We start from the raw sequence: 14,121 nt of genomic DNA, 5'->3' as shown, positions 1-14,121 counted from the left end.
CACTTACCTAAGGGAAGAGGTCAGGTTAACGCCTGTGCCTAACTTTCTAATTGTGTTTACTATGAGCAAAAAAACGAACAACAGAGTCTTTATCGACGATGAGAAACTAGAAGTGTCATCCGAAATTCTACGTGCACTGGCGCACCCTTTACGTATGAAAATCTTATCGTTTATTGATAAACACGGCTCCGTCAATGTCAATAAAATATACAATACGTTACAGCTGGAACAATCTATCACTTCTCAGCATTTACGCATTCTCCGTTTAGCTAACCTTGTTGATACGAATAGAAAAGGTAAATACGTCGTTTACGAGATTGCCTACGATAAACTGGGAGAAACCATTAATTCTGTGAGGGGTTTTATCGAAGATTTTGAAACCGACTATTAGTACGTGCTATCCTATTCCTCCTCTTCTTTTTGTGGCTGGTTGGCTTCTGTAGCTGGTGGGTTATGGAAAAATCCACGGTGAAAGAAAAGTATTTGTGCTACTCCCCAACTAATCGCTACATCAGCAAGGTTAAATACCGGACCAAAGAACAACATGGATTCTCCACCAAAACGGGGAATCCATGCAGGGAGCTGCACTTCAAAGAGCGGGAAATAAAACATATCGACGACTTTTCCATGAAGGAAAGTACCGTATCCACCACCTGGAGGTAAAAATTCCGCTGGCAAACCATGTGCATAGGAAGCCGAGAAAAGCATTCCATAAAAGGTGCTGTCAATGATATTTCCTAAAGCACCCGCAAGGATCAGCGCGAAGCTTATGTACAAACCCTTGGTGATCCCCGGTGTGCGTAGTAAACTCCGCAGGAAGAAAACCAGAAAAGTAGCCGCTACAATTCTAAACAAACTGAGGATCAGCTTGCCGTGAGGAATATTAAACCGTTGCCCGAAGGCCATACCCTCATTTTCCACAAAATGAATGAGCGCTCTGTCCCAACCAAAAATGGGAATCATTTCGCCATAAAGCATATTGGTTTTTACCCAAATTTTGATCATTTGATCAACGATCAAAACCAATACAACAATCCCGGCAACCAAGGTAGAATTCTTCACAAATAAGGTTTATTCTGGAATAATTTCTTCCTCTTCTTCCGTAGCTGTTTTTTTAGCTTTTACTTTCAATGGATTTTCATGCATTTCCAAGTAAACACTACGTTGTCGAGAAATGTCAATCGCCTGAAAGAGAGCCTCCCGAAAGCTAGCCGGGTCAGCTTCGTTCTTACCCGCCAAGCCATAAGCAGTGCCGTGATCAGGAGATGTTCTGATGCCTGAAAGCCCCGCAGTATAATTCACTCCATGACCAAAAGCCAGCAACTTAAAGGGTATTAACCCTTGGTCATGATACATGGCCAGGATACCATCAAATTTCTTGTATTGCCCTGCGCCAAAGAAACCATCCGCAGAGAAAGGCCCTACTGCAAGAACACCGTTTTTCTTCGCCTCAACCACTGCCGGACGAATAATTTTCTCCTCGGCATCTCCCAACAGGCCATTGTCGCCAGCATGAGGATTTAGCCCCAAAACCGCGATGGTTGGCCGTTCTAGCCCAAAATCCATTTTCAGCGTGTGGTGCATCAATCTCAATTTCTCTATAATCAACTCTTTGCTGAGTAAGTGAGCAATCTCAGAAACGGGTACATGGTTCGTCACCAAGCCAATCCGGAGGCTATCACTCACCATAAACATCAAACTCTGTTTGGCTCCAAGCTGATCCGTAATGTATTCGGTATGGCCAGGGAATGGGAAACCTCCCCCCAATTGCATCGCGTGCTTATTAATGGGGGCTGTGACCAACGCGTCAATTCTATTTTCTTTGAGATCAATTACGGCGCGCTCCAAAGCAATTGCGGCGTACTGGCCACTTTCTGTATTCGCTTGCCCAAGCTCAATATTGACTGTTTCTTGCCAACAGTTGAAAACATTAACCTTTCCTGTTGCAATACTCTCAACATCGCGGCAAGCATGAAAATGAAAATCAGGGTTGACTATATTCTTATGATAAGACATCACTTTACTCGACCCGTAAATCACCGGTGTACACTGATTTAGGATACGATCATCTCCTAACGTTTTTATAATTACCTCGGGGCCAATGCCATTGATGTCGCCTATACTAATGCCTATTTTGGGCTTATGCATGAATCTTATTTTTGGAAGCGTAAAGATAGGAGATTTTCTTGCTTTCAGGTATACCGACAACAAAGTGAAGAATCCCTAGAAAAATAGTAGTCGCTGAATTCCTACTACAGCATTATCGGTTAAAAGTTTCACGAAATAAGTCCCCGCAGGCAAGTTCGCCCGGTCGATGATTACTTCGGCAGCATTGACAGCGACCTCTTCGGTATGCAATACTCGCCCATAAGCATCCAGCAGTTGACAGAATCTGACTTGATCATTTTCGGAGAAATAGACCCCTACGCTCTGACGGGCAGGATTAGGAATGAGGCGAATATCTGCGTTTATCAATTCTGCCATCGCTGTCGGAATATCTACCGTAATATCATCGAGATAAGTGAGGTTTCCGAATTCATTCTCCAGTTCAAAACGAATCAACACATCTTCGCCTGCAAAGGAGCTTAAATCGACCTGATGGGTAGCCCACTGGTCTTGTGTTGGCAAGAAAAGCGCTGTAGATTGCGGTGCCGTCGCCAAATCATTGTTGTTTAATTCAAAAAGAAGTTCAAAATTAGCACCACAGTTCGTGGAAACATAGCCACGTAAATCTTCCCGTCCGACACCTGGATAAATAGTATGCGCATAAGAAAAAGAGAGCATCGCTCCCTGATCATCAATGTGCAACAAAGGTAGGTCAAAAGCGTATTTCTGGCCGATATTGCCATCGTAATAATTGATGCGAGCCAGGCTTTGTTCTCCTGTAGCTGAAGCAAACTTGGTAATCGTCCAATCCAATAAATTATCGCTTTGCCGGCTGATTAACGAAGAAGGTAGATTCGTTGTTCCTTCAAAATCTTCGGTAAAAGGAAGCGCTAGCCCTGTGCCATCTTCCCTCGCAAAAGCTACATTTCGGTAATTGTTATTGGGAATATCATCCGGTGTTTCGGTGATCAACTCTACCTGAAAGGTTCTTTTGCCCTCTTCTGTATTGCCTAGGCTAAATGGTAGATTGACAAACAATTGGCCACCAGGTGCCAATCCGCCCCCCACATCAACAGTGAGTGTATCCTGCCAAGTGCCATCTAAGCCTACCCCTGCTTGCAGTGACGTTATGATCTCCAAGCCTTCATTTCTTACGAGAATAAAAGGTTCATCAGCAAAACAAGTCGTTCCTACTGGCAGTACATCTACCAATCCTACATCCCGATTAGGTTCCGGCAATTCTGCAAGGGCTTCCGCAAAAAGATCGATAGCCGATGCCGTTACCGACGTACCATACTGATTGCTGATCATTGCCACCGAAATCCCCGTGCGAGGGTCATACAACAAATAGGAGCGAAAGCCCCAGGCCCCGGCGTGGTAATAAAAGGAGTGCCCGAGATCATTACGCACCCTTACCCCGGTGGTATAGGCGATATATCCATCGCGATAGCGTAAGTCTTCGCTGGAAGGTTCTTCTAGCCAGTCTGAATTAAAGAGTGCCTCGTACCACCGTACCAAATCATAAGGGGTAGACCAAATGGCTCCGGCGCTGGCAGGGAAGGTGAGGAAAGTACGCTCACCGTTACCGTCCAGGCTTACACTCGTGCCGGCAGTATTCCAAAGGTTGGCATAAGGCTGAGCAAAGACATCATCATGTGGCGGGTAAGCCATGTCCAAATCTAGTGGGTCAAAGAGATACTGATGATAAAGTTGCCCCAAAGTAGCCCCTCCGGCAGCTTCAGCGACCAAGCCTGCCACCAGAAAATTGGTATTTGAATAATCAAATTGCTCACCAACACCAAAATAGGGCATTCCCAGCGTGGCCATTAAATCGGCCAAAGACCAAACCCGGTCGTCGTCAGCTCCGTAAGCCGTTTGGGTAGCTCCAGACCAGTCATTGATAAAATCAAAGAGGCCTGTACTGTGATTGAGCAAGGCTCGGATTGAAATATTGCCGTCTACCTGTGGATAATCAGGAAGGTACAGCGATATCGGATCATCTAAATCAAGCAGTCCTTCGTCTTGCAATTTCAGTAGTAATCCAGCAGTGATCGCTTTTGAGTTACTGGCGATACCCAGTCGCATATTGGTCTCCATGGGTACCCCCGGTGCCGCCAATCCATAAGCCCCTGTCCATATTCCCTGGCCGGGAACCAACACGGATGCTGATAGGCCACGATAATCTCCTTGGTCTCCCAGCTCTGTTAATTTTTGCTGAAGTTTTTCTGCGAAAAGCGAATCAAATTCGGGATTGGTAGTTTGGGCGCCAAGTGTGTTTACAAGCAAAAAAGCAAACAATAACGGCAAGTGTAAATAGCGAAGCAAGGATATCATTGGTAGAATTTATTTAACGAATATTACGGCCTCAAAATAGTAAAATTGAGCTTTGCAACAAGCATACCGCATTGTGCCCCTTTTGGGCCTTCTGTCGATACATGGATCTAGATCGCTTCGCGCCCTTTCAATAGTAAAGTATAGGGATTCAAAGACTAAGGGGTTGGCGAATAATAACTTCCTCCCTTTAATACTGATCTTTGGTCGCTGAACTTCGTTGCTCATCCTTTGCGGAACTTTGGCTATGCGCAGTCTTCGCGCCTCGTTCAGCACCCACAATGGCTAGCCTGAAATGGGGAACTTATTATTCGTCGACCCCTAAAAGCGCCTAAAAAGTTACCTTTGGAACCATTACCGTGTTGCTGACGTTAAATATATTGGATTTTTAATTGACCATAAACAATGAGTTTAGAGCAAACGATCATGCAGGATCTCAAAACTGCCATGAAAGCCAAAGATCAGGCCGCACTTCGAGGAGTTCGGGCCATTAAAACAGCCATTACTATGGCTAAAACCGATGGAACGGGCAAGGAGATTGATAGCGCTACTGAAATTAAGATGCTGCAAAAGCTGATTAAACAGCGCCAGGAATCTCTAAAAATCTTTGAAGACCAAAATCGCGAAGACTTGGCCCTTAAGGAGCGGGAAGAAATTGAAGTTATCCAGCGCTACCTCCCCGAACAGATGAGCGACGAGGAGCTGGAAACCCGCATCAAGGAAATCATCCAAAAGGTAGGCGCTACCAGTATGAAAGACATGGGCAAAGTGATGGGTGCCGCTAGTAAAGCCTTTGCAGGCAAAGCGGATGGTAAAGCCATTTCTACTAAAGTCAAGGCTTTGCTGAACTCATAAGTCATGGGTCATCCTGAATTTTGATTGTCATCAAAATCCGTGCTGACCAACCGCAAAGCTTATCGTTAAAAACGAAACCCCGTGATTTATATTAGTGAAATCATGGGGTTTCGCACAAATGATTATATCGTCATTGCTCCTTGGTATTGCGCAGAAAATAAAACACGATTTAGCTTCGCTGCTTCTTATCTGGAAAGTCGGTTAGTTCTTATTACCTTTGCGGCTGCATTTCTTTTAGCTCTAAATAAGACCACAAAAAATGGACAAATCCTTCCTCAAGAAACTCGGACTACAGGCCAACAACGATGGTACAAGTACGGGTTTGAAAACTTCTACTTCTGGAGAATATATTGCCTCTTACTCGCCTGTAGACGGTGAAATGATTGGCAAAGTAAGCAAAACCACACGTGCCGAATACGACGACGTGATGGATAAAGCCATGGTTGCCTTCAAAGAATGGCGAATGGTTCCCGCACCACAACGTGGTGAGGTTGTACGCCAATACGGTGAAGCATTACGCAAGTATAAAGACCCGCTTGGTCGTTTGGTAAGCTACGAAATGGGCAAGAGCCTACAAGAAGGCTTCGGTGAAGTGCAAGAGATGATCGACATCTGTGACTTTGCTGTTGGCTTATCTCGCCAGCTTTACGGCCTTACCATTCAGAGTGAGCGCCCGCTTCACCGCATGATGGAGCAATGGCACCCACTAGGGGTCGTGGGGGTTATTTCTGCCTTCAATTTCCCGGTAGCCGTATGGTCGTGGAATGCCATGCTAGCCATGGTATGTGGTGATGTAATTGTATGGAAAGCTTCTGAAAAAGCTCCTTTATGTAGCGTAGCATGTCAGAACATCTTCAAGGATGTCTTGAAAGCAAACAACGTTCCTGAAGGTGTGAGCAATATCATCAACGGCGACTATAAAGTTGGTGAATTCATGACCAAGGATACTCGTGTACCTTTGGTTAGCGCTACTGGTAGTACCCGAATGGGTAAGATTGTAGCCGGTACCGTAGCCCAGCGTTTAGGCAATAGCCTACTGGAATTGGGCGGAAACAATGCCATCATTGTCACTCCTAATGCTGATCTTGAATTGGTACTAACAGGTGCCGTATTTGGTGCTGTGGGTACTTGTGGCCAACGTTGTACTTCTACCCGCCGCCTGATTGTACACGAAGACATGTACGATGTCATCAAGAATAACCTGGTAAAAGCTTACGCTCAGCTCCGTATCGGTGATCCGCTGGATGAAAACAACCACGTAGGGCCACTGATCGACAAGGATGCTGTGAATATGTACCTCAACTCAATTGCGAAAGCTAAAGAAGAAGGAGCCAACTTCATCGTAGAAGGCGGTGTACTGGAAGGAGAAGGTTACGAAAGTGGCTGTTATGTAAAACCTTGTATTGCAGAGGCAGAAAACCACTTCGAGATCGTACAACACGAGACTTTCGCTCCTATTTTGTACTTGATGAAGTACAAAACCATTGAGGAAGCGATTGAACTCCAAAATGCTGTTCCTCAAGGACTCAGTAGCGCTATCATGACCAACAACATGCGCGAAGCCGAGCGCTTCCTGTCTCCTGAAGGTTCTGATTGTGGTATTGCTAACGTAAATATTGGTACCAGCGGTGCCGAAATTGGCGGTGCTTTCGGAGGAGAAAAAGAAACCGGTGGTGGTCGCGAATCAGGTTCTGATGCCTGGAAGGTGTATATGCGTCGCCAGACCAACACGGTCAACTACAGTACCAAGTTACCATTGGCACAAGGGATCAAGTTTGATTTCTAGGAATGGTTAGACCATAAGATTTCATAAAGCCGTCTTTCACCTGGTGTGGAAGACGGCTTTTTTGTTTTGGGAGAGACAATCGTATGATCGCACTCTACGGTTGGGACACATCTCGAACAAAATCAGGGGTGGAGTCAAACAAAAACACCTCGGAGAGGTGGTATATTGGTAGAAAAGAATAAATAAATGAGAAACCGACCTCGGATGAGGTCGCACAATAGGAAACATCGCATTCTTTTTGGATTTTCTACTCGGTGATCCAATATGAATTGATATTCGACCTCATCCGAGGTCGTTTTAACTCCTAATAAACATGGTTCTACCAATAGATGACCTCTACTGAGGTCAAGACACATAGATGTGTCCCAACCGTAGATCGCACTGGCACGATTGGCTTTTTTTTCCTTGCTTTAATTAAGCAATCCTCTCAACCAAAAACGCCCTACCTTTGTCTACTTCCTAGATAAAATAACTACGCCTGCTATGAAGCGCATATCTATAATTGTTTTTCTCCTTGCTTTCCTCGGAGGTTACACGACCGTCCAAGCTCAAGCTCCTAAACGGTGGTCTTCTACCGAAATTCATGATGGCCTGCAAAAGCTCAATTTCTTGGGTTCTGCCTTGTATTTCGCAGCACACCCCGATGATGAGAACACGCGGATGATTGCTTATCTGGGCAATGTACGCCATGCCAACACCGCCTATCTTTCACTGACACGCGGCGATGGTGGCCAAAACCTTGTAGGCCCGGAGATTCGCGAGCTATTGGGGGTAATCCGTACACAGGAATTGCTGGCTGCACGCCGCACGGATGGCGGGCAGCAATTTTTCACCCGTGCTAATGATTTTGGCTATTCCAAACACCCCGACGAGACGTTCAACATCTGGGACCGTGACCAGGTGATGGCTGATGCCATCTGGGTGATCCGCAACTTCAAGCCAGACATTATTATCAATCGCTTCGACCATCGTTCGCCGGGCAAAACTCACGGGCATCATACTGCCTCTGCTATGCTTTCGGTAGAATCTTTCGACTTAAGCAATGACCCAAAAGTATATCCTGAGCAATTGCAAAGCGTTGCTCCCTGGAAGCCCAGTCGCATCTTCTTTAACACCTCTTGGTGGTTCTATGGTAGCCAAGAAGCCTTTGACGAGGCCGATAAATCCAAGATGGTGTCGCTTGATGTAGGTACTTATCTTCCGAAACGGGGGATTTCTGTCCCGGAGATTGCAGCTACCAGCCGCAGCCAGCACAAGAGCCAGGGATTTGGTTCCAGCGGCACACGGGGTAGTCTTACGGAATACCTCGAATTGGTGAAGGGAGATATGCCGCAAAATAATACTGATCCCTTCGCAGGCATCAACACTACCTGGACCCGCGTTGAGGGAGGTGCTCCTGTTGGTGAAGCAGTGGCCTTAGCGATTGCAAATTTTGATTTTGATCAACCTGAAAAGAGCCTCCCTAGCCTGCTAAGAATTCGCAACATGATCAAATCTTTACCTTCCGGGCATTGGCGAGACATTAAACTTGCCGAAATCAAAAACCTGATCGAAGGGTCGCTAGGTCTCTTTTTGGAGGCCGTAGCCGCAGACCCTAGTGCAGCTCCCGGACAGGATATTGTTATTGAATTAGAAGCCATTAACCGCTCTGGTGTGGAGGTGAAATTGCGCGAAATCAGTTTCCCTGATTTAGACATTGACCAAGAAGTCAATGAGCAACTTGCTTCTAACCAAGGGTTTTCCAAGGAACAGACTTTAAGCATCCCTGCCGACTTCCCTATCTCCAATGCTTACTGGTTGAACCAAAAAGCCAGCCTTGGCATGTATACCGTCAAAGATCAGCAGCTACGAGGGTTACCCCAAACACCATCGGCGCTCGATGTCACTTTTACTTTGGATATTTTTGATAAAGCCAAAAATTCCTGGTCAACGATGGTGATCACTAAACCACTGGTTTTCAAAAAGACCGATCCTGTTAAAGGGGAGCTTTACAGTCCTTTCGAAATCACACCACCTGTATTTACCGGCTTATCCGAGCAGGTCTACATTTTTTCAAACCCAAAGCCGCAGGAAATTACGGTAAAGGTTACCGCAGGTCGTGATAATATTACAGGAACCCTGCGCTTGGCCTATCCCAATGGCTGGCGTTTAGAACCGGAATCATTTCCGCTTACACTTGACCGCAAAGACGAGGAGCAGACATTCAAGTTTACCCTCTACCCTTCCGAAACCCAGGAAGAGAACTTCATCACTCCGATGGTCGATCTAGATGGTATCGTTTACCATAAAGACCGCATAAAAATTGAATACGATCATATTCCGACCCAAACGCTCATTTTGGATGCGACTGCAAAAGTCGTGCGTTTAAACATCAAGAAGGAGGGCCAATACATCGGTTACCTAAAAGGAGCTGGTGATGACATTCCACAAGCACTCGAACAAATTGGCTACGATGTTACTATGCTGGATGATCGTGATATGAATACGGATCGACTTAAAAATTTCGATGCCGTCATTTTGGGCATCCGGGCTTATAACACGCTCGAACGTATGCCCGTCTACCAGCCGGCCTTACTGGAATATGTCAACCAAGGAGGTACCCTCATTGTCCAGTACAACACTAATCGAAGATTAAAAGTCCCAATGGAAGAGCTGGCCCCCTACCCTATCAATGTTAGCAGAGACCGAGTGACGGTAGAAGAAGCCGAAGTTCGCTTACTGGCACCTGACCACCCAGTTCTAAATGAGCCTAACAAGATAACCACCGCAGATTTCGAAGGCTGGGTACAAGAACGAGGGCTTTACTTCCCCAACGAGTGGGCTGACGAATACACCGCCATTCTATCGAGTAACGACCCTGGCGAACCTGCGCGTGATGGTGGTTTGCTGGTCGCAGAATACGGCAAAGGCCACTATGTTTATACAGGCTACTCGTGGTTCCGAGAGCTTCCCGCTGGCGTACCCGGAGCATACCGTTTATTTGCTAATCTTATTTCATTAGGCAATAAGCCTCAACCGTAAAGGGGTGCGCGCTTCGCTCGCCCGCGAGGAACGAGCACCATCACGAGCTTTAGCGAGTACAAACGCGATCCCGAGGCATCGGGATCGCATAACCGTGAGCGCAATCGAACACTACCTCGAACGCAGTGAGCATAGCATTCCACCACAAAAGGTAACCAGCAAAAAGAGGCTTTAACCCCCTTTTGACGCATAGGCTACCCTGTTGTTAAAAAAAACGTAATTAATTGTCGTGTGTAGGATATTTATCTACCTTTAGGCCATTGACTAACTAAATTACACCTTTATGAAATCAAGATTAATGATCTTGGCCCTGGCCGTTTTCTCTTTCTCGGCCTTCCACGCAAACGCGCAGGTAGATGTCACAATTAACCCTATTGGACTTCTCTTTGGCGACCTAAGTATCGGAGGAGACTTCATCCTTTCTGATGAATTCTCTGTTGAAGCTACTATCGGTATCGGTGGAGGTAATGATGATTTTACTAGCCTCAAGTGGAGCAACATTCCAATTGGCGTGGTTGGTAAATATTACTTCAACCCTGATGATGGTGCTGACAAATTCTATGCAGATGCCTTTTTACGTTTCATCTCCCGCAGCTACAAAGCGGATGGTGACACCAACTATGCAGAGTACAGCCAAACCCGTTTTGGTCTTGGTGTAGGTATCGGATACAAATCCGTATCTCGTAGTGGTATCGTTTTTGACATCGGCTTCGGTGTTGGTCGCGCTTTGGTCGACAACACTAAATACGAAGACAGCGGTACTGAATTCACTGTTGATTGGCCAGATATCATGTTCCAGGGTAAACTTGGAATTGGTTACCGCTTCGGTGGATAATTAACAATCACCAACACTTGAAAGAGAATAACTCTTTTAAAAACTACAATGCCCGCTTCGATCTCTCGAAGCGGGCATTTTATTTTAGCGCCTTACTTTGGCCGATGTTACTCTGCGTAACTTTCAATCGGAGGGCAAGTACACACCAGGTTACGGTCACCGAAACCATTGTCTACTCGTGCTACACTGGCCCAAAACTTACGTCCTTCCAGCAGGTAAGGCAAAGGCCACGCTGCTTTCTGTCGACTATAAGGGAAAGGCCATTCATCGGCAGTCAACCATTCCAACACGTGAGGAGCATTGTGCAAGACATTGTTCTCTGCATCGGCTTCACCGCTGGCGATTTCATCAATCTCTTTGCGGATAGCAATCATTGCATCACAGAAACGATCCAGCTCGGCCATGCTTTCACTTTCCGTTGGCTCTATCATGATTGTTCCGGCTACAGGCCAGCTCAAGGTTGGTGCGTGGAAGCTATAGTCAATCAATCGCTTCGCTACATCAGCTGCGGAGATGAGTTCCTTAAAGGGCCGCAAGTCGATAATGAGTTCGTGAGCAGTATGCCCATTTTCTCCTTTAAAGAGCACTGAATAATGTTCTTCCAGGCGGGCCTTGATATAGTTGGCATTCAAGATCGCATAGCGGCTCGCATCGGTCAGGCCGTCAGGTCCCAACATTTTGATGTAAGCGTAACTAATCAATAGGATGCTCGCGCTTCCCCAAGGGGCTGCCGATACAGGAAGTATTCCTTGCTCACCACCCGTTTCTACCAAAGGATGCTTAGGCAGGAAAGGTGCCAGTTTATCATTTACACAAATAGGGCCCATACCTGGTCCGCCGCCGCCGTGAGGAATAGCAAAGGTCTTGTGCAAATTCAGGTGACAAACATCCGCTTTGATCAGGCCCGGGCTGGTCAACCCCACCTGCGCATTCATATTGGCACCATCCATATATACCAATCCGCCAAACTCGTGGATGATCTGGCAAATTTCTTTAATACCCGTCTCAAAAACACCGTGCGTCGAAGGGTAAGTAACCATCAGGCAAGAAAGGTCAGCAGCATTAGCTTCGGCTTTCTCACGTAAGTCGGCGATGTCAATATTGCCTTCGTCATCACATTTCACTACCACTACTTTCATTCCCGCCATTACCGCACTAGCCGGGTTGGTACCATGGGCCGAATCCGGAATGATTGCCACGTTACGATTGTCATCGCCTCGCGAAAGGTGATACGCACGAATCGTAAGTAAGCCCGTGTATTCTCCTTGTGCACCAGAGTTGGGCTGTAGCGAACAAGCGGTAAACCCGGTGATATCACTCAGCCAAGCTTCTAGTTCCGTAAACATCTGATAATAACCAGCAGCCTGATCTTTAGGCACAAAGGGGTGAAGGTTAGCAAATTCAGGCCAACTTACGGGCATCAGTTCTGTCGCCGCGTTCAGCTTCATCGTACATGACCCCAATGCAATCATAGAGTGCGTCAGCGACAAATCCCGGTTTTCCAGGCGCTTGATGTAGCGCATCATTTCCGTTTCCGTCTGGTAGCTGTTGAAAACGGGATGCGTCAGGTAATCGGTCTGTCTGTACAAGCTTTCCGGTGCAGAAATAGTGGCAGGCTCTTCAGTTGCCAATGCGATGGTATCCTGCTCAAAATCGACAGCAAGGATTCCGGCAATTTGCTCGACATCTTCACGAGTCGTCGTCTCATCCAGACTAATCTGAACACCCGTATCTGTATAGTGAAAATTCAGTTCGGCTCCCAAAGCAGCTCGGCGAATAGCCAGCCGGCTTTGGTTATCAGCTTTAATGGTAACCGTATCAAAGTAATGCTCCACTTCCAGCTCGTACCCCAGCTGTTTGGCACTTTGGCCCAGCAATTGCGCCAAGGTGTTGATGCGGACAGCAATCGCCCGCAAACCTTCCGGCCCGTGCCAAGCTGCATACATACCTGCCATAATAGCCAGCAGTGCCTGAGCGGTACAAATATTAGACGTTGCTTTTTCGCGGCGAATATGCTGCTCACGGGTTTGCAGTGCCATCCGCAGTGCAGGTTTCCCTCTTTGGTCTACCGACACTCCGATGATACGCCCTGGTAAAGAGCGCTTGTAAGCTTCGCGACAAGCAAAATAAGCTGCATGAGGGCCTCCATAACCCATTGGCACGCCAAATCGCTGAGTATTACCCACAACTGCATCAGCGCCCCACTCACCAGGAGGCATTAGTACTGTTAGCGCCATCAAGTCGGCAGCTACGGTCACGTAAATGTTTTTGGCGTTCGCTTCGGCAGTCAGTGCGCGGTAATCCTCTACAGCACCATTAGCGGCAGGATACTGTAGCATCAAACCGAAAACCTGGTCGTTTAATTCGAAATCACCGACAGGCTTTACTTGCACCTCAACCCCCAGGGGTTCAGCCCGTGCCTGAAGTACTGCAATCGTCTGAGGAAGTACTTGATCAGCGACCAAAAATACATTGATCGGTTCCTTTTTGTTACGCTTATTTTTCTGGGCAAAAAACAAGGCCATTGCTTCCGCAGCAGCAGTGCCTTCATCCAGCAAAGAAGCGTTGGCGATCTCCATCCCGGTGAGATCACTCACCATGGTTTGAAAATTCAAAAGTGCCTCCAATCGGCCTTGAGCAATCTCTGCCTGATAGGGCGTATACTGCGTATACCAACCCGGATTCTGAAAAATATTCCGAGCAATTACCGATGGGGTAATGGTTGGATAATAGCCCAGTCCGATGTAAGTTTTATACACCTTATTCTTAGCGGCCAATGCTTTTAGGCTGCCGAGGTAAGCATGCTCCGTCTGAGCAACAGGTACCTTTATCGCGTCCTTGCGGCGGATATCTGCGGGCACCGTTTCATCAATTAATTGGTCGAGGCTTTTAACGCCGATGGTCTTGATCATTTGCGAAACCTCTGCAGGAGAGGGGCCAATATGGCGGTTCACAAACTGATCGAAAAATGCCGTTTTACTCATGGTAGTAATTCCGGTTGAGGTAGGTTAGGAACTTCTTTACAGAACATTTGCAAAAGCAGGACTAAAGCCACGGAGTTTCCCCAAAAACAGGGTGCTTGTTCTCCGTACCCGTCTTCCTTGCTGCGAAGATAAAAAATCTTCGTGGTGGATTAACATCCCTACCTCAGGATAGTTTATTTTGACAGTGGAATGTTATTTGGGCG

9 protein-coding genes are annotated in these 14,121 nt (G+C 46.7%); 5 read left to right on the top strand and 4 right to left on the bottom strand.

Features of this window, described 5'->3' with window-relative positions:
• Nucleotides 1–61 precede the first annotated feature (61 nt).
• Entirely contained in the window at nucleotides 62–391 is a 330-nt protein-coding gene (locus tag A3EU_RS0110880) for an ArsR/SmtB family transcription factor (protein ID WP_020536192.1), read from the top strand.
• Nucleotides 392–402: 11 nt separating this feature from the next.
• Here A3EU_RS0110880 and A3EU_RS0110875 read toward each other — a convergent pair whose 3' ends face one another.
• The 3 genes from A3EU_RS0110875 to A3EU_RS0110865 form a co-directional block, all read right to left on the bottom strand.
• Nucleotides 403–1,062, bottom strand: coding sequence for a lipoprotein signal peptidase (locus A3EU_RS0110875; protein WP_020536191.1), 660 nt, complete (start codon nucleotides 1,060–1,062; stop codon nucleotides 403–405).
• 9 nt (nucleotides 1,063–1,071) lie between these two features.
• Nucleotides 1,072–2,148 (bottom strand): 4-hydroxythreonine-4-phosphate dehydrogenase PdxA, encoded by a 1,077-nt coding sequence (gene pdxA / locus A3EU_RS0110870; protein WP_020536190.1) that lies wholly within the window; start codon nucleotides 2,146–2,148, stop codon nucleotides 1,072–1,074.
• Nucleotides 2,149–2,223: 75 nt separating this feature from the next.
• A complete protein-coding gene (locus tag A3EU_RS0110865; protein ID WP_020536189.1) occupies nucleotides 2,224–4,440 on the bottom strand; it encodes a serine hydrolase domain-containing protein in 2,217 nt (738 codons plus the stop codon).
• 402 nt (nucleotides 4,441–4,842) lie between these two features.
• Between A3EU_RS0110865 and A3EU_RS0110860 the strand changes: the two genes are divergently transcribed.
• The 4 genes from A3EU_RS0110860 (at nucleotide 4,843) to A3EU_RS0110845 (ending at nucleotide 10,934) form a co-directional block, all read left to right on the top strand.
• Complete coding sequence (locus A3EU_RS0110860; protein WP_020536188.1) at nucleotides 4,843–5,292, top strand: GatB/YqeY domain-containing protein; 450 nt, start codon at nucleotides 4,843–4,845, stop codon at nucleotides 5,290–5,292.
• A gap of 259 nt (nucleotides 5,293–5,551) precedes the next feature.
• Nucleotides 5,552–7,078, top strand: a complete 1,527-nt coding sequence (gene amaB, locus A3EU_RS0110855; protein ID WP_020536187.1) for an L-piperidine-6-carboxylate dehydrogenase — start codon at nucleotides 5,552–5,554, stop codon at nucleotides 7,076–7,078.
• A gap of 483 nt (nucleotides 7,079–7,561) precedes the next feature.
• Nucleotides 7,562–10,099, top strand: a complete 2,538-nt coding sequence (locus A3EU_RS0110850) for a PIG-L family deacetylase (RefSeq protein ID WP_020536186.1) — start codon at nucleotides 7,562–7,564, stop codon at nucleotides 10,097–10,099.
• A 283-nt stretch (nucleotides 10,100–10,382) separates the two neighbouring features.
• On the top strand, nucleotides 10,383–10,934 hold the full coding sequence (locus A3EU_RS0110845) for a DUF3575 domain-containing protein (RefSeq protein ID WP_156825726.1): 552 nt from the start codon (nucleotides 10,383–10,385) through the stop codon (nucleotides 10,932–10,934).
• Between the two features lie 107 nt (nucleotides 10,935–11,041).
• Here the strand turns inward: A3EU_RS0110845 and gcvP are convergent, their stop codons facing one another.
• Complete coding sequence (gene gcvP, locus A3EU_RS0110840) at nucleotides 11,042–13,918, bottom strand: aminomethyl-transferring glycine dehydrogenase (protein ID WP_020536184.1); 2,877 nt, start codon at nucleotides 13,916–13,918, stop codon at nucleotides 11,042–11,044.
• Nucleotides 13,919–14,121: the final 203 nt, after the last annotated feature.

It is taken from the genome of Lewinella cohaerens DSM 23179, from assembly GCF_000379805.1.
Lineage (GTDB): Bacteria > Bacteroidota > Bacteroidia > Chitinophagales > Saprospiraceae > Lewinella > Lewinella cohaerens.
Note: the sequence above shows the minus strand (reverse complement) of the source record. Positions and strands in the feature narration are given on the sequence as shown.